General features: G+C 67.4%; 14 protein-coding genes and 1 pseudogene. 6 read left to right on the top strand and 9 right to left on the bottom strand.

Annotated elements, in window-relative coordinates; all coding sequences use genetic code 11:
* Positions 1-92: 92 nt before the first annotated feature.
* Positions 93-1,373, top strand: coding sequence for an NtaA/DmoA family FMN-dependent monooxygenase (locus tag AC3WLC_RS10920; protein ID WP_493684540.1), 1,281 nt, complete (start codon positions 93-95; stop codon positions 1,371-1,373).
* A 6-nt stretch (positions 1,374-1,379) separates the two neighbouring features.
* Here AC3WLC_RS10920 and AC3WLC_RS10915 read toward each other — a convergent pair whose 3' ends face one another.
* The gene (locus AC3WLC_RS10915) at positions 1,380-2,135 is read right to left on the bottom strand and encodes an IclR family transcriptional regulator (protein WP_493683944.1); all 756 of its coding nucleotides are present in this window, start codon (positions 2,133-2,135) and stop codon (positions 1,380-1,382) included.
* A 285-nt stretch (positions 2,136-2,420) separates the two neighbouring features.
* Here AC3WLC_RS10915 and AC3WLC_RS10910 point away from each other — a divergent pair, with 285 nt between their 5' ends.
* Together AC3WLC_RS10910 and AC3WLC_RS10905 are read left to right on the top strand one after the other, a co-directional pair.
* Positions 2,421-4,502 (top strand): TonB-dependent receptor, encoded by a 2,082-nt coding sequence (locus AC3WLC_RS10910; protein ID WP_493683943.1) that lies wholly within the window; start codon positions 2,421-2,423, stop codon positions 4,500-4,502.
* Between the two features lie 96 nt (positions 4,503-4,598).
* Complete coding sequence (locus tag AC3WLC_RS10905) at positions 4,599-5,636, top strand: methyltransferase (protein WP_493683942.1); 1,038 nt, start codon at positions 4,599-4,601, stop codon at positions 5,634-5,636.
* Between the two features lie 22 nt (positions 5,637-5,658).
* On the opposite strand, the gene AC3WLC_RS10900 is transcribed toward AC3WLC_RS10905, so the two are convergent.
* Genes AC3WLC_RS10900 through AC3WLC_RS10885 form a run of 4 tightly spaced genes read right to left on the bottom strand, consistent with a single transcriptional unit; the run spans position 5,659 to position 10,030 of the window.
* A complete protein-coding gene (locus AC3WLC_RS10900) occupies positions 5,659-6,330 on the bottom strand; it encodes a 4'-phosphopantetheinyl transferase family protein (RefSeq protein WP_493683941.1) in 672 nt (223 codons plus the stop codon).
* 12 nt (positions 6,331-6,342) lie between these two features.
* Positions 6,343-7,215, bottom strand: coding sequence for an isochorismatase (locus AC3WLC_RS10895; RefSeq protein ID WP_493683940.1), 873 nt, complete (start codon positions 7,213-7,215; stop codon positions 6,343-6,345).
* Positions 7,216-7,244: 29 nt separating this feature from the next.
* Positions 7,245-8,849: a (2,3-dihydroxybenzoyl)adenylate synthase gene (locus tag AC3WLC_RS10890; RefSeq protein WP_493683939.1), complete on the bottom strand. Its 1,605-nt coding sequence runs from the start codon at positions 8,847-8,849 to the stop codon at positions 7,245-7,247.
* Between the two features lie 17 nt (positions 8,850-8,866).
* Complete coding sequence (locus AC3WLC_RS10885) at positions 8,867-10,030, bottom strand: isochorismate synthase (protein ID WP_493683938.1); 1,164 nt, start codon at positions 10,028-10,030, stop codon at positions 8,867-8,869.
* Between the two features lie 137 nt (positions 10,031-10,167).
* On the opposite strand from AC3WLC_RS10885, the gene AC3WLC_RS10880 reads away from it, so the two are divergent.
* The 3 genes and pseudogenes from AC3WLC_RS10880 to AC3WLC_RS10870 all read left to right on the top strand — a co-directional run bounded on the left by AC3WLC_RS10880 (position 10,168) and on the right by AC3WLC_RS10870 (position 16,406).
* Positions 10,168-11,766, top strand: a complete 1,599-nt coding sequence (locus tag AC3WLC_RS10880; RefSeq protein ID WP_493683937.1) for a condensation domain-containing protein — start codon at positions 10,168-10,170, stop codon at positions 11,764-11,766.
* Between the two features lie 40 nt (positions 11,767-11,806).
* Positions 11,807-14,893 (top strand): annotated as a pseudogene (locus AC3WLC_RS10875) (amino acid adenylation domain-containing protein); the annotation flags it as partial.
* A 145-nt stretch (positions 14,894-15,038) separates the two neighbouring features.
* Positions 15,039-16,406: a condensation domain-containing protein gene (locus tag AC3WLC_RS10870; RefSeq protein WP_493683936.1), complete on the top strand. Its 1,368-nt coding sequence runs from the start codon at positions 15,039-15,041 to the stop codon at positions 16,404-16,406.
* A gap of 127 nt (positions 16,407-16,533) precedes the next feature.
* Here the strand turns inward: AC3WLC_RS10870 and AC3WLC_RS10865 are convergent, their stop codons facing one another.
* The 4 genes from AC3WLC_RS10865 to AC3WLC_RS10850 all read right to left on the bottom strand — a co-directional run bounded on the left by AC3WLC_RS10865 (position 16,534) and on the right by AC3WLC_RS10850 (position 22,105).
* Positions 16,534-19,512 carry a condensation domain-containing protein gene (locus AC3WLC_RS10865; RefSeq protein ID WP_493683935.1) on the bottom strand — a complete coding sequence of 993 codons (2,979 nt, stop codon included), beginning with the start codon at positions 19,510-19,512 and terminating at the stop codon, positions 16,534-16,536.
* 53 nt (positions 19,513-19,565) lie between these two features.
* Positions 19,566-20,399 carry a siderophore-interacting protein gene (locus AC3WLC_RS10860; protein ID WP_493683934.1) on the bottom strand — a complete coding sequence of 278 codons (834 nt, stop codon included), beginning with the start codon at positions 20,397-20,399 and terminating at the stop codon, positions 19,566-19,568.
* 109 nt (positions 20,400-20,508) lie between these two features.
* Positions 20,509-20,637, bottom strand: a complete 129-nt coding sequence (gene hemP / locus AC3WLC_RS10855) for a hemin uptake protein HemP (RefSeq protein WP_493684539.1) — start codon at positions 20,635-20,637, stop codon at positions 20,509-20,511.
* Positions 20,638-20,896: 259 nt separating this feature from the next.
* Positions 20,897-22,105, bottom strand: coding sequence for an MFS transporter (locus tag AC3WLC_RS10850; protein WP_493683933.1), 1,209 nt, complete (start codon positions 22,103-22,105; stop codon positions 20,897-20,899).
* Positions 22,106-22,246: the final 141 nt, after the last annotated feature.

Here is a 22,246-nt window from a genome sequence, read left to right as displayed (position 1 = left end):
CGAAGCAATCCAGGGGCGGCAGGGCGTAGCGGCAAGTCCCCTGGATTGCTTCGCTTCGCTCGCAATGACGGCAAGGGCAGCAGAACACGACCATCACCATGACCAGACAGTTGCACATCGGACTGAGCCTGACGCCGACCTGGTTGAAAGGCCGGACGGCCGAAGACCCGGACGCCCGGCCGACCCGCGATCCCGTCGAATTCAACCTCGCGCTGACCCGGATGGCGGAGCAGGCCAAGCTCGATTTCGTCTTCAAGCCCGACTATCTCCTGCTGCATCCCGGCGCCGCCAGCAGCGGCTTCGTCGGCCTCGACCCGACGCTGCTGCTGACCGCGCTCGCTTGCCAAACCGACAAGATCGGCCTCGTCACCACCGTCTCGACCAGCTTCAACCCGCCTTTCGTGGTCGCCCGCCAGATCCAGTCGCTGCACTGGATCAGCAAGGGGCGGGTCGGGCTCAACATCGTCACCTCGATCGAGGGCGCGGAGAATTTCGGCGATGCGCCGATGCCGCCACCGGAGATCCGCTACCGCAAGGCCGCCGAGTTCACCGACGTCATGCGCCAGCTCTGGCAGAGCTATCCGCATGAGGCGTTGACGGGCACAGCGCCGAGCGCCGCGATCGACCATCACGGCGAGTTCTTCAGCGTGAAAGGGCCGCTCAACGTGCCCGGCCACGCAGCGGGGCCGCCGCCTTTGTTCCAGGCCGGCGCCTCCGATATCGGGCGCGACTTCGCCTCCTCGATCGCCGACGCGACCTTCGCCGCCATGCCCGACCGCGAGGCCGGCATCGAATTGCGCGGCGACCTTCGCCGGCGTGCGCAGGGCCATGGCCGCAGCCCGGATTCGGTACGCGTGCTGCCGGGCCTGCATTTCTTCCTCGCCGAGACCCGCGAGGAGGCCTGGGCACTGCACGCGCGGGCGCACGCTCACCTCACCTCCGAGCAGCGCCGCAAGATGGTGAAGTCCGTCCTCGGACTCGATCTCGGCGACCTGCCGCCCGAGGCGCGGATGACGCCGGAAATGCTGCCGCCCCCCGATACGCCGGTGCGCAGCCGCACCCATGCTGAATTGCTGCGCCGTTTCATCGAGACGAACGGGCCGACGGTGGCGCAGGTGCTGGCGCGGCCGGAAGTCGTCGGCTCGGCTCATTGGGTCGCGGTCGGGACCGTCGACGACGTCCTCGCCGAGATCACCGACTGGTTCGAGGCGGGGGCGATCGACGGCTTCATCGCGATCCCCGGCGGCTCGATGCAGTCACTACGCCTGTTCATGGAGGAACTGGTGCCGGCGCTGGCGCAGCGGGGCCTGTTCCGCAGCGACTATGAAGGCGTGACACTGCGCCAGCATCTGCGGATCGACGAGGCGCGATAATGCGGCTCAGGCGCCGCCCGAGTCCCGCGTCGCCGCCTGCGCCGCCGCGAACAGGGCGGCGCGATGGCCCTGCGCCTCGGCTGTCTTGACGAAGGAGACGGTGGTGACGACGCAGGCGATCTCGCCGAGCGCATTGAACACCGGCGCCGCCTTGCCGGTCAGCAACGAGAACAGATGCTCGTTCAGCTCCGCGCCGCTATCGCGCCTGACGGTATCGAGCATCTCGGCTGGCGGGCGGCTGCCGCGAAAGGAGGCCGGCTGCAGCTTGCGCGCGGCGGCGATCGCCTCCTTCGGCAGATGCGCCTGGAAAACGAAGCCGCAAGCGGTGTTGTCGACAGGCAGGACGTCGCCCAGCGTCACCGTGCTCAGCGCGAAGTCGGTGTTGCGATACCAGCGCACGATGGTCGGGCCGCGTTCGGTCCAGATCGCGACGCCGCAGCTGGCCGCGATATCGGAGGCCAGCGCCTTCATCGCGCGGGCCGCGACCTCGACGGCGTCGATGCGCCGGAGCGCGCGGACCCCGATGCTGAGCGCGACCGGGCCGAGATCGTAATGGCCGGTGACGTCGTCCTGCGCCGCCAGCCCCTCCCGCACCAGGCTCTGCATATAGCGATGGGCGGTGGACGTGCCGGTGCGCGCCCGCCTGGCGATCTCGCCCAGCACCAGAGGCCCGTCCGCCTTGGCCAGGGTGTCGAGGAAGCGGGCGGCGATCGAGACCGACTGGATCGTCGGCGAACGTTTGGTGCTGAGGCTGGTCGTCATGCGAATCGCGGCAGGAAAGCGCGGCAGATGCCGGCCCGCGCTTTGTGACACCCTGAGCCTGCCGGGGACAAGCACCGCCCTCATTCGAGCGCTTCCAAACACCACGCCGCGCCGGGCCCGAAACTGCGACCGGAAAAGCACAGCGGGACGGCAATAGGGCGGTCCCGTGTCCGCTTCGTGTTGACATGCGGAATGCATCCCACACTGTAGGATCATTCAGTGTGACCTCGCGAGCCACGGCTCTGTCCCCAGCCAGCGAGATTTTATCGGGTGGTGGGGAACATCATGTCGTCCAAGCTTGTCCTGATGCGCAGCGTGAGCTTCGCATCGCTCATCGCCGTCGCTGCGGCGACACCGGCCTTCGCGCAGAGCAATCCCGCCCCGATCGCGGGAACGATCGAGCTCGATGCGATCACGGTCACCGGCGAGAAGGTCGAGCGCGACCTCAGGAACACCGCCTCGTCGGTCTCGGTCATCACCGACAAGGACATCGCCCGGGCGCACACCGGCAATGCGACCGTATCCGAGATCCTGGTCGGCACGCCCAACGTGACCTACACCGACACGGTCAGCGCCCCGATCATCCGCGGCCAGGACACGCAAGGCCCGCTCACCGGCCAGAACTCGTTCTGGGGCGGCACGGTGCCGCGCGCCACGATCAATGTCGACGGCCACTATCTCAGCTACAACGAGTTCTATTTCGGCGCGACCTCGCCCTGGGATGTGAAGAGCATCGAGGTGTTCCGCGGGCCGCAGACGACCTCGCAGGGCGCCAACGCCATCGCCGGCGCGATCATCGTCAACACCAAGGATCCGACCTTCACGCGCGAAGCGGCCTTCCTGACCGAGTTCGGCAGCTATGCGACGCGGCGCGCGGCGCTGATGCTGTCGGGGCCGATCATCAAGGACCAGCTCGCCGGGCGTATCACGCTCGACTATTCCGGCCGCGACACCTTCATCGACTACATCAGCCCGAACTTCCAGACGCGCTATGCCGATCAGGATTTCCGCAATCTGAACCTGCGCGCCAAGCTGCTGTGGCGCCCGAGCGAGCTGCCCGGCTTCGAGGCGAAGCTGACCTATTCGCGCAATGAGAGCAACCGGCCGAGCCAGGAGGCGGCCTCGGCCCCATTCGACCGGCTGAAGCACATCACCACGACGATGCCAAGCTTCCGGCAGAACAGCAACACCGGCATCCTCGACCTCAGCTACGATTTCGGCAACCGCTTCAAGGTCTTCAACCAGACGCAATATACCGACCTCTCGGTGAGCCGGAAGACCGGCCTGCTCGGCAATGGCGACGCCTATATCGACCAGCGCAACATCTCGAACGAGCTCCGGGTAACCTATGGCGACCAGAGCGACGTCATCAGCGGCGTCGCCGGCATCTACTACGCCCACACCAAGACCGACGAGATCCTCTACCTCACCGGCCAGTCGACCTTCGACGACACCAAGCGCAATCTCGGCGTCTTCGGCGAGCTCAGCTACCGCCTGACCGATCGCTGGACCTTCACCGGCTCGCTGCGCTTCCAGCAGGACCAGATCGAGCGCGTCGGCCGCACCGTCTTTGCAGCGCAGGGCGTCGACTTCGACAAGACCTTCCAGGCCGTGCTGCCCAAGGCTTCGATCGCCTATGCGGTGACGCCGGACTGGACCGTCGGCGCCATGGTCAATCGCGGCTACAATCCCGGCGGCGTCTCGCTCAATCTCACCGCCGGTCGCTGGCAGCCGTTCAAGGAGGAGACGCTGTGGAACTATGAGCTGTTCACCCGCGCCAGCCTGCTGAACAACCGGCTGAACGTCAGTGGCAATCTGTTCTACACCGACTTCCAGAACGCCCAGTACTTCATCCCGGTCGTGCTCACGACGGGCGTGGTCCAGTCCTATGCGATCAATGCCGAGAAGGCCCATGCCTATGGCCTCGAGGTCAGCGCCGATTATCGCCTGCTCGACAATCTGACGCTGAAGGCCGGCGCCGGCCTGCTGCGCACCGAGATCGACAAGATCTCCGCCAATACCGGCTACAAGGGCAACGAGTTCGCGAAGTCGCCGGGCTACATGCTGAGCTTCGGCGTGAGCTGGGACGTCACCAGCAAACTCAACCTCACCGCCCAGTTGCGCCACACCGACGGCTATTACTCCGACGTCGCCAATACGCGCCTCTACTTGATCAAACCCTATACGATCGCCGACTTCCGCGCGAGCTACCAGGTCACCGACAATCTGCAGGTCTACGGCTACGTGAAGAACATCTTCGACGAGCGCGCGCCGACCTATATGCAGCAGAACCGCGGCATCGGCGGTACCGAGGCGAGCATGACCGAGCCGCGCATGTTCGGCGCCGGCATCAAGGGCACGTTCTGAGCGGGCGCGCAGAGCGCATCTGACAGTCCTGGGCCGGCGGAGCGATTGCGCCCGCCGCCCCCCTGCCCGCCCCCACCATCCCGCAAGGAGGTTCGCATGAACGACCTGTCGCGCCCGGCTGCGCCGCCGCCCGGCCCGCCTTTGCGCCTGCTCCAGCAGATCGCTGCCTATCGCACCTCCCATTGCATCCGTACCGCGGTCGAGCTCGGCATCCCTGCCCTTCTGCAGGAGGGGCCTCAGACCGCCGGCGAGCTCGCCCAGCACATCGGCGGCAAGACCGAGCTGCTGGCACGCTTGCTCGGGCACCTCGTCAATGAAGAGGTGATCGGTCGCGATGATGCAGGCCGCTATGTCGCCCTGCCGACGACGCGCGCCCTCGTTCCCGGCCATCCACATTCGCTGGTGCCCTGGGTCCGCTTCGAGCTCGATCCGCTGCATGGGCGCGCCTGGGAGCAGCTCGGCGAGCAGATCAGGCACGGCACCCCTGCCTTCGAGCTCGCCCATGGCAGCCCGTTCTTCAGCTGGCTCGGCCAGGATGCGGCCGCGCAGGAGCGCTTCGATATCCAGATGCGCGCGATCGCGACGGCCCTGATCGGCGTCACGGTGCGCCACATCCAGTTCGCGGCCGGCGAGACGATCCTCGATGTCGGTGGCGGCGACGGTTCGCTGCTGGCCGAATTGCTCGGCCGCAATCCCGGCACGACCGGCGTGCTCTACGAACTGCCGCGGGCGACCGAGGCGCTCAATCCGCGCTTCGCCGAGCTGATGCAGGCCGGACGCGCCCGGGTTCAGCACGGCTCGTTCTTCGACGAGATCCCCTCCGGCGGCGACGCCTATGTCTTCAGCCGGATCCTGCACGACTTCGACGACGAAGCCGCCGGCCGGATCCTCGCCAACGCCAAGGCCGCGACCAAGGGGCCTGAGCGTTTCGTCGTGGTCGACATCATGGTCGATCCCGCCCGCGCCAGGCCGAACGAGACCTCGCAGGACCTGCTGATGATGGTGCTGATGGGTGGGCAGGAGCGCAGCGCCGGCGAGTTCTCGCAGTTGCTCGCCGATAACGGCTTCGAGACCGCCGCGGTCACGCCGACCGCCTCGCCCTTCCATATCCTTGAGTTCCGCCACCCGCGCTGAGGCGGGTGGCGCGTCGGCTCGATCAAGCCAGGATCAGCATCCGCGTCAGCAGCAGATCGCCGAGGCGGGCAAAGCGGGCTTCGATCTCGCGGCCAGCAGGGAACTTCGGCGACAGCTCCTCGACGAGGCGCAGACGCGCCGTGCCCTGGTCACCCCAAGCGATCAGCTCGGAAGTGCGGAAGGACATCGGCCGGCGCAGCAGCGGATGGAGCGCCTTGAACAGGCTCTCCTTGGCCGAGAAGGCCAGCGTCACCGAGAAGGGGTCATTCGCGAGATGACGGCGCTCCCGAGGTGTCAGTGCCTCGGGCGCGATCTCGCCCGCCCCCTGCCCGTCCATGACCCGCTCGATGTCGATTCCGATACCGAGGCAGCTGCCCGCGCGAGCAGCGATCGCGACGGCCACGTTGCTGCTATGCGAGATCGAGCCGAGCGTGCCGTCGGGCCAGACCGGTGAGCGGTCGGGCGCCATGCCGGGACAGGCGCCCTGCCCGGTCAGCAATCGCAGGGCCTCGCCGGCGCAGTGCCGGCCCGCCAGCCATTCGGCGCGGCGCCGGGGGGCGGCGCGCGCGATCCGATCCGGCAGAGCAGTGCTGAGGCCTCCCGGACCGGGCTCCCGCGTGAAGCGCATCGCGACGCAGCGATAGTCGATGGGCTCGCCTTGCCAGGGATGGAGCAGCTTTGGCCCACTCTCCATCGGCGTGCCGGCTCACGCCGCCAGGCGACGCTGCTCGATCAGCGACCACCAGCCGTTCAGCGTCGGCACGCGGGCGAGATCGTCGAAGCCGACGATGATGCCGCGTTCCTTCAACTCGCCGGCGAGGACCATGACCTGCACGGAATCGAGGCCGTAGTAGATCAGGTTCTCCTCGGGATCGAGCTCGGTCTCGTCCTCGACCAGCTCGAGCACGCGCGCCTGCAGCCATTCGCGCGTCGCCTGCGGACGCTCCTCCACCCCCGCCAGGCTCTGCGTCGAGACCAGCGCACCGCAGCGCGTCGCGACATAGCGCAGCGCCATCAGATGCTCCGCCTCGGAGAAATCGGCGACGGCGTCGCCGACCAGGAAGGGCTGGATGTCGCTCATGAAGGCATCGACCGCCGTCACCATGCAGCCGATATGGGCGTAGACGCCGCCGATCACGAGCTGGTCGCGGCCGAGCGCGCGCATCCGCTCCAGCAAGTCGGAGCGCTTGAAGGCGCTGTAGCGCCATTTGGTCAGGACGATGTCCTCCGACCCCGGCGTCAGCTCGGCGACGACCTCTTGGAGATCAGGCGCGGCGACGGTGAGGCCCGGCCCCCACATGTCGTTGAGCAGGGCCCGGTCGCCGGCCGGCTGCTCATGCGGCTGGGCCGTGTAGACCACAGGCACGCCATTGGCCCGCGCCCAGTCGCGCAGGCGCACGAGATTGCCGATCAGCTGCGGCAGCAACTGGCCTTTCGCGTCGTAGAAGCGCAGGAAATAGCGCTGCATATCGTGGATCAGCAGGACGGAGCGCTTCGGATCGGGCCGCCATTGTGTGCGGTTGGCCGGAAAGACACTCGCCGCCGGCATCGGATAGTCGGTGATCTGCGGAATGGCCATGGAATCTCTCGTGAACTGGATGAGAAGGATCAGACGAGCTCGGCGCGCAGGCGCTTCTTGTCGATCTTGCCGACCGGGGTGAGCGGCATCGTCTCGATGAAGCGGACGCGGTCCGGCAGCTTGTATTCGGCGACGCCGAGCTCCAGCAGGTGCCGCCTCAGAACCGGCCCGCGCAGGGCCGCATCGCGCGCGACGATGAAGGCGCAGCTCTTCTCGCCGAGCAGCGCGTCCTGCATGGCGACGAGCGCCGCATGCGTCACCTCAGGATGGCGCAGCAGGAGGTTCTCGATCTCCTCGGCCGCGACCTTCTCGCCGCCGCGATTGATCTGGTCCTTGACCCGGCCGACCACGCGCAGATAGCCGCCGCGAACCCGCTGCACGACATCGCCGGAGTAATAGAATCCCTCGGCGTCGAAGACCTTGGCGCTGTGCTCGGGGGCCCGGTAATAGCCGCGAAAGGTGTAGGGACCGCGCGTCGCCAGCTCGCCGCTCTCGCCCTCCGGAACGGGGTCACCGTCCTCGTCGACGATCTTGATCTCGTCATCGGGGCTGATCGGCCGCCCCTGGGTGGTGAAGACGAGCTCATCGTCATCGTCGAAACGGGTGTAGTTCACCAACCCCTCGGCCATGCCGAAGACCTGCTGCAGCGCGCAGCCGAACACCCCGGGCACCTGCCGGGCCAGCGCCTCGGCGAAGCTGGCGCCGCCGACCTGCATCAGCTTGAGCGAGTCGAGCCTGGGCTTCTCTCGCCCCGCCGCCTCCAGCCAGAGCGCCACCGCCGTCGGCACCAGCGCGACCATGTCGACCTGATGCTGCTCGATCAGAGAGAAGCAGGCGAGCGGCTCGGGACTTGCCGCCAGCACGACGCAGCCACCGGTATGGAAGACGCCGAGTGCGCCGGGCGAAGACAGCAGGAAATTGTGCCCGGCCGGCAGCGCGCAGAGGAAGCGCGTCTGCGGCGAGAGTCCGCAGATCTCGGCGCTCGCCCGGACGCTGTAGTCGTAGTCGTTGTGCGTACGCGGGATCAGCTTCGGCGTGCCGGTGCTGCCGCCAGAGAGCTGGAAGAAGGCGACCTCGTCGGCAGGCGACGGCGCCCCGGCCGGGGCGGCGCTGGTCTCCGACGCCAGCCAGCGCTCGAGGTCGTTATAGGCGCGGTTGCCGCCGAGCAGCAGCACGAGCGACAGGCGCGGCGAGAACTCCCTGAGCTCGACGGTGAAGCTGTCATCGGCGAAGAGCTCATGCGAGCGCGCGCCGATCACCAGCTTTGGCTCGATCTGCTGCGCATAGGAGGTCATCTCCAGCTTGCGGTGGCTGAAGAGCGCATTGACCGGTGCGACCCCGATCTTCAGCAGCGCGAAGAAGACGATGTAGAATTCGGCGCAGTTCGGCAGCTGCACCAGCGCGGTGTCGCCCTGGCCGAGCCCGGCTTCGCTCAATCGGAAAGCCAGGTTCGAGGCTTTCCGGTCGAGCTCGGCATAGCTGATCTGCCGGTCGCCGCAGATGACCGCGACCGCGTCGGGGCGCTCCTGCCGCTGCGTGTCGAGGATGCGGGTCAGGGGCTGGTCGAGCCAGTAGCCGCGCGAACGATAGCGCGCGGCGAGCTCCGCCGGCCAGCGCTGGAAATCGATGGTCATCACGTGGTCCTTCGATGTCAGGCGGCGAGGCCGCAGGCGCTGAGCATGGTGCCGAGCTTGGCCTGCACCTCCTCCCATTCGGAGGCGGGATTGGAGGCCTCGACGATGCCCGCGCCGGCGAAGAGCCGCAGCGTGTCGCGCCGGGCGATGCCGCAGCGGATGGTGATCGCCCATTCGCCATTGCCCTGCGCGTCGCACCAGCCGACCAGACCGGTGAACAACCCGCGCTCGAAGGGCTCGACATAGCGGATCAGCTTGTGGGCGCTCTCGGTCGGGAAGCCGCAGACCGCGGGCGTCGGATGGATGATGCAGGCGAGCTGGAGCGCGGTCATCGCCGGGTCGTTCAGCGCGCCCTCGATGCGGGTCGACAGATGCCACATCGCCGCCGTGCTCATCAGGGACGGCGCGTCGGGAACGTCGAGCTCAGCACAGAGCGGCGCCAGGATCGAGCGGATGTTCTCGATCACCAGCCGGTGCTCGTACTGGTCCTTCTGCGAGCGCTCCAATTGCTCGGCCGCCGCGCGATCGGCCTGCGGATCGGGTTGCCGCTTGGCCGAGCCGGCGAGCGGGTTCGAGACGATCCGGCCGCCCTGCTTGCAGATCAGCAATTCGGGGCTGACTCCGACGAGCTCGCCCTCGTCAGGCAGGGGAATCCTGAACAGATAGCCCTGGCTGTTCTGAGCACGCAGGCTGGCGAGAAGCCGGCCGACATCCATGCTCCCGGCGAAGCGCAATTCGCGGACCACCGACAGCACCGCCTTGCGGACATCACTATGGCGGAAATTGACGATGGCGTGCTCGACCGCCTTCTTGAAGCCGTCCTCGTCGGGAAGGCTGCGCTGATCGAGCAGGTCGGGAACGTCCAGCTGCTCGCCTGCCGCCTCCACCGGAGCGGCTTGTTCGCGCCATTCATAGGCCGCCGGGACATAAAGACAGGACGGCTCGCGCACATCGAAGGGAATGGCGCCGATCAGGATCGGATTGCCCTGCCCTGCCCGCCTGGCTCGCTCGAAAGCTGCCTCAACCGCCGCGTGCAGACCCTGTCCGCGATCCTGGCCACCATGGGCTGGCACGGAGATCCACTCATGGATTCCCGATGACAACAATTCTCGCCCATTCGATGCGAATAAAGCACCAAATTTGAAATTAAGATTCTGTTTCAAGGCTAAACTTTCCAGCATTGAAGTTACTCTACTTCTAAAGAGGCTTCATTCAGCGATGCTGATCGCAGACATTGACAGCTTCTTGCTTTCGTAAGAAGCAATGTCAATCGAAATCGATTTGCAGTAATCGATTATAAATCTTCAAAACAAATGCCATGAACATGCGACAATTGACGCCTATGCAGGCGGCTTATTGGTTTGGCCGCCAATCACACACCTCCCTCGGAGGCGTGACGGCACATCTTTATGGCGAGTTCGACGGGCGCGACCTCGAGCCCGAGCGGCTGCGCGATGCCGTTCGCAGGCTCTGCCGACTGCACCCGATGCTGCGGCTGCGGGTCGATGCCGAAGGCTGCCAGCACCTCGATCCGACAGCCGACCCGCTGCCGCTCGATGTCGAGAACATGCGGGAGCTCTCGGCGGATGCGCGAGAAGCCCGCCTCCTCGCCAAGCGCCGAAGCTGGAGCCATCGCCGGCTCGATCTCGCCCGCGGCGAGGCAGCAGCGTTCGGCCTCAGCCTGCTGCCTGATGGCTTCTGCCGGCTGCATGTCGACACCGACATGATCGCGATCGATCCGAACAGCTTCCGGATCGTCATCGAGGATCTCGCCCGGCTCTACGAGCACCCCGATCAGCCGCAAGCGCCCGCCTCTCACGGCTTCTTTGATTGGCTGGACCGGGTAGGCGCCGGAGCCAACGGCGCGAAACGGCGCGAGCGCGACAGGGTTTGGTGGCGCGCCCGCCTCGCTGAGGTCCCTCCGGCGCCGGAAATGCCCACAGCGCCTCATGCTCCGGCAGAGCCGGCAAGCGAGCGCCTGGCAACCCGGCTTTCATCCGATGAGCGACGCGCACTGGAGAGGCGTGCTCGCGATCTGCGGGTGACGCCATCCGTGCTGGCGCTCGGCCTTTTCGCCGCCGTGCTCGGCCGGGCGACGGGGCAGGCCCGCTTCCGCCTGAACGTGCCGAGCTTCTGGCGCGTGCCGCTCGTTCCCGAGGTCGAGCGGATCGTCGGCGACTTCTCGAACGTGCTGATCCTCGGCATCGACCTTGCTGCTCCTGCGACGCTGGCGGAGCTGTGCCGCAAGATCGGCCGGCAGATGGTCGAGCTGATCGCCCATGACGGCTATCCCGGCGTCAGCGTAATGCGTGACCTGTCGCGGCTGCACGGCTCGATCCAGACTGCCCCGGTCGTCTTCACCGCCGGGCTCGGGCTTTCCGGCGGCGAGCTCTTCAGCGAGACCGTCAGGCGTGTCTTCGGGCCGATGAACTGGGTGATCTCGCAGGGGCCGCAGGTCGCGATCGATGCCCAGGTCGCGGCCTGCGACGGTGGTATCCTGGTGAACTGGGATGTCCGCCTCGACGCTCTGCCGGAAGCCTGGGTTCGCGAGACCTTCGAGGCCTATGTCGCACTGCTGCGCGAGATCGCCGCACGGCCGGAGGCGCTCGACGCTGCACCGGCGGCGAAGGCACGGCCGGCCCGGGAAACCACCAGCCCGACCGAAGACATGCTGATCGGCCTGCTCGGGCGCCTGTCACCGGGCGAAGCGGTGCATCAGGGCAGCGTGATCAGCGCGGCCGCCCAGGCCGAGATCACCCGCTTCCTCGACCGCTATTGCCCCACCGGCGCGCCGTCGCATGCGGATTTCGACGAGGCGGCGACGCCTCGCAGCCTCGCCCGTCTCGTCCGCGCCCGCTCCGGCGGCGCCTCCGACGAGATCGCGCGCATCTTCCTGGAGACGATCGATGCGGGATGATTTTTCCGATGCCGCGCAGGGCGGCGCCCACGGCCGGGACGAAACGCCGCTGACCGACCTGCAGCAGGCCTATCTGCTCGGCCGCGAGCGGCATCTGCCGCTGGGCGGCGTCGCCATGCAGGAGTTCCGCGAGTATCGCGGCGCGATCGACATTCAGGCGCTGCCGCAGCGCCTTCTGGCGTTGGTCGGGCGGCATCCCGCCTTGCGCACCCGTATCGACGCGCAGCGGCGAGTCTCGTGGGTCTCCTCCGAGCCGACCGTCAACCATGACGAGATCGACCTGCGCGGCCTGTCACACGCCGAGGCGCTCGCCTGGATCGACGGGCAGCGTGAGGACTATGCGCATCGCCTGTTCGACCTCGCGCGCTCACCTTGGAACGTAACGGCGTTCCGCCTGCCGGAGCCGGAGGCGGATGATTCCGACCGGACGACCTGCGTGCTGTTCACCCGCTTCGATGCCCTGATCCTCGACGGCCGCGCCATCGCCTCGCTGCTGGTCGAGCTGCTGGGCGGTGAAGCACCAAGCCTGGAGGCTGCGGCCCTGCCGCTGCCGGCCGACGAGGCGAAGCGGCGCGACGACGCCGCCTATTGGGCTCGCAAGCTCCAGCCCGTCGAAGGCCCGCCGCAACTGCCCTGGACGAAGCCGCTGGAGGCAATTGCCGCCTCGCGCTACGAGCGCGAGAGCCTGACGATCGCCCGCGAGCGTTTCACTACGCTCTGCCGCCTCGCCGCCAGGGAACGCCTGTTCAAGAATACGGCGGTGACGGCCGTCATTCTCGAAACCCTGTCGCATTGGCTGGGCGAAGGCGCGCTGTGCATCGGTATTCCCGTCGCCCCCGCCGCCTCGGCCGAGCTCGCCAACCGGTCAAGCTTCATCGCCGTCAACTGGGATGCGCGGCAGGGCAGCTTCCGCGAGCGCGCGCAGGCCCTGCAGGGCGATGTGCTGGAGGGACTGGAGCATCTTTCCCAGTCCGGCGTCCAGATCAGCCGCCTCCTGATGAACGCCCATCCCGGCGGGCCGGCCTTGCCCGTCGTCGTCACCAACGGGCTCGGCTGGCCGAAACTGGCGACGGATGCCGGCATCCGCCGCCATGGCGGACTGACGCAGACGCCGCAGGTCGCCGTCGATATCCGCTTCCGCGACGATGACGAGGGCACTCTCGTCATTGAGATCGACCATGCCCGCGAGGCGATCGGCCGCGGAATCATCAGCGACATCCTCGCCGCGCTCGACCGGCAGGTCGCCACGATCTGCGAACGCGACGCCTTCGAGACCGTGCGGGGCGAGATGCTCGACCTCGGCCACCACCGGCTCAACGGCTCGGAGAGCGATTTCGCCTGCAGCCGCTTCCTGCAACGCATCGCCGATAATCTCTTCGCCGGCGACAAGGACAAGATCGCCCTGATCTCAGGCGCCCGCCGGATCTCCTATGGCGAGCTCGGCACGAATGTGGGCAAGGCGCTGGCGGCGCTGCAGCAGCGCGGCGTCGGCAAGGGCGATGTCGTCGCGATCTGCCTGCCGCGCGGGCCCGAGCACACCGCGATCACACTCGCCTGCGCGCTCTCCGGCGCGATCTGGGTGCCGATCGACGCGGCTTCACCGCCGGAACGGCTCGACTATCTCCTCGCCAATTGCCGGCCGGCTCTGGTGATATCGACAGTCCCGGTCACAGGACATGAGGCGGCGACGCCCGAGTCCCTGCTGGCAGGCGAGGCGCCGGCCGATCCACTGGCACTGTTGCCGGCGCTCGATGCGCTCTCGGCCAGCGATGAGCCTGCCTATTACCTCTACACCTCCGGCACCACCGGCCGGCCGAAATGCGTGGTGCTCTCGAACCGGGCGACCTCGAACGTCATCGGCCGCACGCTGGAGAACTGGCAGGCCGACGAAAGCGACGTCTTCATCTCGGTGACGCCGCTGCATCACGACATGTCGATCTTCGACGTCTTCGGCTGCCTGACGGCGGGCGCGACCTTGGTCCAGCCGGCGCCGGGCGAGGAGAAGGACGCAATCGCCTGGAACCGGCTCGTCGCCGAGCACAAGGTCAGCCTCTGGTGTTCGGTGCCGGCGATCCTGGAGATGCTGCTGTCCTGCCGACGCGGCGACGAACTGCGCTCGCTCAGGCTGATCGCCCAGGGCGGCGACTACATCAAGCCGGCGGTGATCGCCGAACTGCGCCGTCTCGATCCGGCGCTGCGCCTCGTCTCGCTCGGTGGGCCGACCGAGACGACGATCTGGAGCATCTGGCACGAGATCGGTCCTGAGGACACCGGGCAGGTCCCCTATGGCAGGCCGCTACCGGGCAATCGCTATTTCATCCTGAACGAGCGCGGCGAGCATTGCCCGCCCGAGGTCGTCGGGCGCATCCACACCGCCGGCGTCAACGTCGCGCTCGGCTATCTCCAGGACGGCGTGCTCGGCCAGAGCGATTTCGTCACCGTCGCGGATGAAGCCGGCAAGCCGGTGCGCGCCTTCCGCACCGGCGATCGCGGCCGCTATCGCCATGACGGCAACATCCTCTTCGCCAGCCGGGTCGATGGCTATGTCAAGGTTCGCGGCGTGCGTGTCTCGCTGCCCGATATCGAGGCGGAGCTCGGCGCCCACCCCGAGATCCGCCAATTGCTGGTGGTCGATTGCGGCGTCGAGCAGCGCGGCGAGGCCGAGATCGGCGTCGTTTATCTGCCGGCGCAAGCGGGCAAGCCGAGCGCCGCCGAACTGCGCACCCATGCCAGGCGCGTGTTGCCGGAGTCGCATGTCCCGACCCGCTTCGTCGAAGTCGAGGCCTTGCCGCTTTCGGCGAACGGCAAGCCGGACCGCCGCAAAGCCCGCGAGCTGCTCGCGGCTGCAGCCGAGCGCCGCGAACCGGCGGCGGCAGAGACGGCACCGCCAGCCAACTCGCGCAGCCGCAAAATCCTCGACCTCTACCTCGCCGTGCTCGGCGAGCCGGCCTCGGCGGAGATCGACGATGCCACCGATTTCATCCGCCTCGGCCTGCTGCCTTCCCACCTCAAATCCGTGGCGAGCCGTATCCGCGACGAGCTCGACGCCGAGCTGACGCCGCATCAGCTACTACGCTGCCGCAATGCCGGGCAGGTCGCGCTGCTGCTCCGCGATCAGGAGCGGTGAGGCAACGCGCCGCCGCCCGCATAGATCATCGCGCATCCGAATAGATGCGGTCACGATGATCTATCACATTGTTATCGCATCGGATTCTTCCGAAAAGTGGATTCCACTTTTCGGTCCGATGCTATAGTCCGAACAGGAGATTTCCATGTCGCAGGCCGATCCGCGCCGCGCCCTGATGCCGCTCACCCTGCCGCAGCTCGATTTCTGGGAGGAGTTCACCTTTCACCCCGACGAGCCGATCGCGACCGTCGCGCATTGCCTCGATATTGACGGCGTGACCGACGAACCGGCATTGGTCGCGGCCATCACCCAGACGGTCGCCGAAGCCGACGCGCTCTGCGTGCGCTTCCATGTCGAGCAGGGCCGCGAGACGCCGCTGCAGAGCTGTGATCCGCAATTGCGGCCTGTCCTCCAGCAATATGACCTGAGGAGCGCCGCCGATCCCTTGCTGGAGGCGCGGCTCCGTATGGAAGCGGACGTCGCGGCGCCGCTCGACCTGCGCGGCGCCGGCCTTGCGGCGACCTGGCTCATGCGCGTCGGTGAGCGACGCTATCTCTGGTACATCCGCGCCCACCACATCGTCCTCGACGGCTATGGTTTCACGCTGATCGAGCAGCGCTGCGGCCAGCTCTACTCGCAGGCCCTGACCGGCGGCGAGGCCGGCCCCGCCTTCCACCCCTTCGCCAGCTTCATCGCGGAAGAGGGAGCCTATCGTGCCAGCCGCCGCCATGAGAGCGACCGCGCCTATTGGCGAGGCGAGTTCGCCGCGCATGCCCCGCTGCCGGTGCTGCATCGTGGCGACAAGCAGGCAGGCGAAGCGCCGCACGAGGTCTATGGCATACTGCCAGCAGATGTGAGCGCGGGCTTGCGGCGGCTCTCAACGGAGACGGGTATCGGCTGGCCCGATTTGCTTGTGCTGCTCTCCGGACTCTATCTCTCGCGCAGCCTGCCGCGACAACGGATCGACGGGCGTGAAGTCCTCGCCTTCTGGCTGCCCTTCATGAGTCGCTGGGGCAGCCTCGCCGCCCACACGCCCGCCATGGTCGTCAACATCCTGCCGTTCCATCTCTCATTCGGGCCGGGGGAAAGCCTTGAAGATGTCCTGCGCGGGAACGCCTCCACGCTGCGGGCGCAGCGCCGCCATGGCCGCTACCGGATCGAGCAGATCGCCATGGACAACGGCATGCCCGAGGGTAGCCGCTATTTCTTCTCGCCGCTCATCAACGTCCTGCCTTTCAGCGCGCCAAGCTTCCACGACTGCAAGGTGGCGCGGGAGATCATGGGCAGCGGCCAGGGCGAGGGCATCGACCTCACCTTACGCGGCGAGGACGATGGCAGCGAGCTGTCATTCGCGATGTCGGCCGACCCGGCGATGTTCGCCAGGGAACCGTTCGAGCGGCATGGCGATGAACTGCCCGCCTTTCTCGCGCGGGCACTCGCATCGGAGGCGCTGGCTCGGCCGGTCGCGGAGCTTCTGGCGGAGCAGCGAGAGGATGTACTCGGCCTGATCTGAGCGCGACAGTGCCGTCATGCTCGCCCTTGTGGCGAGCATCCACGTCTTGAACGCAGCCTTGTATCAAGGAAGGCGTGGGTGGTCGGGACAAGCCCGACCATGGCGAAAAGGCAGCGCCCTTGGGCGCTCACCCCTCCGGCAGATGCGCGCCCAGCTCGGCCAGCCTCACCTGCGCCCCACCAGCCCGGCCCATCAGCGTGAAGACACCGCTGGTCGTCGCCGTGATCTTCTCGACCTCCTGCGGCCCATAATGCTCCGAGCGATAGCTCATCAGCACGCGGATCGAGCGCTCGCCGGCGAGATCGGCCTCCTCCATCACCTCGAAGTGCAGCCCGAGCATGGATTCGTGCCGCTCGGGATCGACCTGCCGGAAGGTGATGCTGCGCCCGTCCGGCAGTCCCAGCTCGCCGTTCAGCTTGTTCTTGGCGTGGATCTGGATGAAGACCTCGAAGAGATGGTCGCGGCCAGGGGTCATGCCGAGCGCCTCCTCGACCAGGTCGATCGGGATCTCGCTCGATGGCAGCGACTCGTTGACGAGGTTCCTGACTAGGCCGACCAGCCCGCCCAGGCTCATCGCCTCGTCGAAGCGGATGCGGTGGGCGACGACGGTGGTGAAATAGCCGACCGTGTCGAAGAAGGCGGCGTCGCTGCGGCCCGAAGCCGAAGTGCCGACCACCAGTTCCGGGAGTGAGCCGAGCTGGCGCAGCGAGGCGGCGATGCCGGCATAGACCACGTTGAACAGCGAAGCGCTGCTCTGTTTGGCGAGGGCGTAGAGCCCTTCCGTCGCCTCCCGGTCGAGCTTGAACTCGACCCAGCCGCCGGCAGCGGACGCTTCCTCGCCGACGGACTCGGCTCGGTCCTGACGCCGAAGGATCGGCTGCGGCTCCGGCGCACCGTGAAGCATGTTCGTCCAGTAGGCGAGATGCTCCTGGTCGACGCCGGCCGCATTCTGAAGCCGGGCGAACTCGTGGAACGGCGCCGGCGCATCCGACCAGACCGGCATGCCGCCGGCCGCGCGCACGCGGTAGCAATAGGCGATCTCGTCCATCATCAGGTTGACCGACCATTCGTCGAGCACGACGTGATGGAACAGGAAGGACAGCACCTGCCGGCTTGTCGCCGGATCGATCAGGAAGCGCAGGCGGAAAGGCAGTTCCTGCGCCAGATCGAAATGGTGTTGCGCCTCGTCGCGGCGATCGACGCCCACGCTCTCGGCGCTCGTCCAGAACCACTTGTACTGCGATAGCTCGGCCGTCGGCACGACCTGCTGGACAATCCTCTCGTCCTCGCGCCGGAACAGGCTGCGCAGGCCGGGATGACGCTCAAGCACGTCGGTGAAGGCACGCCCGTACAGGGCTTCGTCGACCGGTTCGAGGAAGTCGAGCGCGAAGGGTAGGTTGAAGATCTCGTTGAAGCCGAAGGCGGCATAGGCCTTCCAGAGCGATGCCTGCGCCAGCGACAGCGGCGCGCTCGGAGCCTCCTCGATCGGCGCGGCACGCGACGCTTCCGGGCTCGCCTCGCCGGTGCGGCGCGCCTTGAGCGCGAGCGCGGCGGCGCTCGGATAGCTGAACAGGTCGTTGAAGTGCAGCTCGATGCCATGCTGGCTGAGCAGGCGCCCGATGATCCGCGTTGCGATCAGCGAGTGGCCGCCATGGTCGAAGAAGTCATCGTCCGGCCCCAGCGCCGGCGCGTTGAGCGCGGCGCGGAACTCGGCGAGGATCAGGGCCACCACGGCGTCGACTGCCGGCACCTCGGCTGCAGTGGCGTTGCTGCCTTGCGGCTTGTCGGCGGCAACAGCCGGCGAGACGCCCGGCAAGGCGGCCTCGCCCTCTCCCAGCCAGGCCAGGAAGCGCTCCAGCAGGACGGGGCCGACCAGCGGCGAAAGCCCCTGCCCGGTCACGAGTTCGACCGCGACGCCGCCCTGCTTGCTACGCCCAACGGCGAAGGCGAGATCGGGGCGGGTCTCCAGGGTCGGCAACGGCAACCGCTCGATCGACACACCCGGCATCTGCAAGCTATCCGCGGGATCGTCGAGCCAATTGACGAACAGGACGGGCCGCTCCGCCCTCCCCGCGCGGCGCGTCGGAGCGTTCGCCGTCAGGCAGAGCCGGTCCTGGATCGCACGAACGGTCGTCGTCGCCGGAGCCTGTGCGTCCACCGTCAGGATGACAGCGTCTCCACCGGTGACGGATGAGGGGGGATCGCAGACCTGCGCGGCAGGTCCGCTCGGAATCAGCAGATCGATCTCGCGCTTGCCGGACAGAGCGGACAAATAGCGGGCGAACAGCGCGGTGAGATGGGCGAGAACCTCCTGATCAGACGCATCCGGCGCGAGGCCGTTCAGGGCCTCCAGCGTGATCGCGGAGCCGTATCGACCGGCCAGCGCCTGCTCTGACCGCGGGGCACGGAGATTGCCGAAATCGACGATGTCGAGACCCGCAACGCTTCCACTTCGGCGCATCCATGCCGGCAGCATGGCCGAGGCTTCGCCGGCGGCGAGCAGTGGCGTACCGGGAGTACGCGCCACGGCGGCGGAGGTAGCAGGCGCGACCGGCTCGCCCGCATAAGCCCTGCCAAGTGCGAGCAGGAGTTCCGCGGCAGGGTGCGCCGCATCGAGGATGCGATGCAGGACCAGCGCTAGAACCGTCTCCTGCGGGCAGCTAATCACGAGCGCCTCGAAAGGCGGCTCGCCATCGCTGTCCCAACTTGCCGCCTGCCGATCGAAGATCGCCGCGATCGCCTGCTCCAGCGTCTCGGCCCGGATCAGACTGACGATCCGCCCCTCTTCGCCGGCGAAGCGCTTGTGCAGCTCGCCATCCTCGCTGAAGCGGAAACGGGCATTCAGGCCGGGCCAGGCGCGCACGACATCGCGGATCGCGCCGATGAGGCGCGCCAGATCGGGCGCGTCGCTTAGCCGGCAGGCTACGACATGCTTGAGCACCGCCTCGGGAACCTGCTGCTGCGCCAGCCAGACATGTTCCTCGTATTCGCTCGGGGCCGGAGCCACAGGCTCGCTTCGCGTCGCCCTCCCCGAGAGCTTCTGCAGGGCGGCGTCGAGGCGCTGCTGCTCGGCGTGCGTCAGCACATGGTCGAAGTCGGCAGCCATTGCTGGTCTCCTCTAGGCTTCGGCAGATGTCGATGGATGGCGCGCGGGGCGCCTCACTCGTCGAAATCGTCGTGCACGGCGACGGCGCCGCGGCGCCAGTAGCCGTGGGCACGAACCCATTTGCGATTGGCGCCGCGCTCGTCGACGAGGACGCTGCGCAGCTGCTTGGCGGCGCTGGATTCACAGGCGAGCCAGGCGAAGTAATCGCCATCGGGGAAGGCCAGAGCCGGCAGGGCCGCGAGCAGCGCCGCACCGGGTTGCGCCCCGGCGGCCCGATGAGCCCAGACCACCTCGATGCCGGCGGAGCTATGCAGCGGCAGTTCCTCGCTTGCGCCACCAACCTCGACCAAAGCGAGTGCCTGGCTGCCCTGTGGCAGCTCCTCCAGCCGCCGCGCCAGAGCAGGCAGCCCGGTCTCGTCGGCGACCAGCAGATGCCAGTCGAAATCGAAAGGAACGATGAAGGAGCCACGCGGGCCGGCAATCCAGGCCGAATCGCCCGGCTTGACCTGCACCGCCCAGTTGCTGGCCGGCCCGTCATGCAGGAGGGCGAAGTCGATATCGAGCTCGCGCGCCTGCGGATCATGCCGCCGCGGCGTGAAGTCGCGCGCCAGTGGCCGCGGACTGCTCTCGGGGAAGGCCAGCCCATCCGGGCCGACAACCGGCAAGACCGGGTTTGTCTCGCCGGGCGCCGCGAAGAACATCTTCACATGGTCGTCGAAGCCGAGGCTGGCGAAGCCTTCGAGCTCCGGCCCGCCCAGTGTCACCCGGCGCATCGACGGACTGAGATCGATCACGCGCAGGACGTCGAGGCGTCGCAACGCCACCTTGTGGCGCTGGCGCTTCGGCAGGCGTCCGTCCGGCACGCCTGTTTCAGTGGCGCTGGTCATGGTCTCGATTCCTTGCGGTTGGCGGCGCGATCACGGCATGGCCGGATCGAGCCTTTGCGGTCGCGCGAGGCCGCCATCTGGGCCGCGCGCTGCCCGCCGGGGGCGGCCATCACTTGGTCAGGATCAGCTTTCCCTGCCGGGTGATCCTGAGACGATAGAGCTCGCCATGATGCTCGATGCCGATCTCCGTCTCGCCCTTGAAGACCGCCGCGCTGGCGACCGTCCTTGCCGGGCGCATAGCCGTCGGACGGGGCAAGCCGCGGGCGCGATCGCGGCATCCGGCGCCGGTCAAGACTGACAGGAGAGGCTGGCTGTTCATGGAAAAACGCTCGGAACGATAAGCTGCGGCGAATACGCGACCAGCCTAGCCGAGATCAAAAATCCAAGCAATTACAATAGTTTATATGTATAAGCATTCAAAACTCCGGATGAGGCGAGCAAGTACGCCTTATCCGCCGACGTCATGCCCGCTCAGCTTGCGGGCTGGCTCGACATCGCTATGCCGTCGCACGGCGCCCGACCGCGAGGGCTAGGATCGCGACAAGCAAGGGTGCGAAGGACAGCATCAGCACCATGTTCCAGCCGAAGGCGGAGAGCAGGCCTCCGGAGAGGAAGGAGCCGATCGCCATCGTGCCGAACACCGCGAAATCGTTGAAGGATTGCACGCGGGCCTTCTCTTCCGGGCGGTGGCATTCCAGCACCATGGCCGAGGCGCCGACGAAGCCGAAGTTCCAGCCCAGGCCGAGCAGGATCAGCGTCGCCCAGAAATGTGTGACGTCGATGCCGAACAGCCCGACCGCCGACGCAGCCCCGGTCAGGATGAGGCCGGCGGCGACGACCTTCGCCGCGCCGAAGCGCGTGATCAGCCGCCCGGTCCAGAAGCTCGGCCCGTACATGGCGACGACATGCCATTGCAGTCCGAGATTGGCCGATTCCTGGGAGAGCCCGCACAGCTTCATCGCCAGCGGCGCCGCCGTCATCAGGAAGTTCATCAGGAGGTAGGAGACGACCCCGCAGATCACCGCGAGGATGAAGCGGGGCTGGCGCACGATGATGCCGAGCGGCCGGCCGCCCGCCTGTTCCGCGGCAGTCGGCATCGGCAGCTTGACGCCGAGCAGGATGAGGGCGGACAGCGCCGCGACCGCCGCCTGGCCGACATAGGTGGCCGCGAAGAGATAGGGCGGCCAGAGGTTCATCGTATGCGTCACCAGTTGCGCGCCGATGACGCCTGCGAAGACGCCGCCGGCCATCACCGCCGACAAGGCGCGCGGGCGCCGTTCGGGCGCAGCGCAATCGGTCGCGGCGAAGCGGAAGGACAGGACGACCGCTGCATAGACGCCGGCACAGAAGGTGGCGAGGCAGAACAGCCAGAACGAGGCGACGAGCATGGCGAGGCTCGCCAGCACTCCGGCGAGAACACCGCTGCCGGTGCCGAGCATGAACACCATGCCGCGGCCATGACGCTGCGCGATCGCGCCGGCCGGCAGCGTGCAGAGCGCCATGCCGACGACGAAGATCGAGACCGGCATGGTCGCGAGGGCCTTGCTGGGCGCCAGCATGTCGCCGACGACCGCGCCCGTGGCGAAGACGACGGTGGCGTTGGCGCCGGCGAGCGCCTGGCAGATCGCCAGACGCAGGACATTGCTGCGCTCCTGCCGAAGCGAGATCGCCGCGTCGGCGTCCGGAAGAATGGATGTCGTGGTCATGCGGCGACCTGAGTTCTCCCCAGCATCGGACCGAAAAATGGAATCCACTTTTCGGAAGAATCCGATGCGACAACAATAAGATAGATCATGACCGCGTCCCTTCGGACGCGCGATGACCTAGAGGGCCAGGCGGTGAAGCCC

This window comes from Allobosea sp. GW821-FHT03A12 (assembly GCF_058986765.1).
The sequence above is the reverse complement of the archived record's forward strand: the minus strand, read 5'-3'. Positions and strand labels throughout refer to the sequence as shown.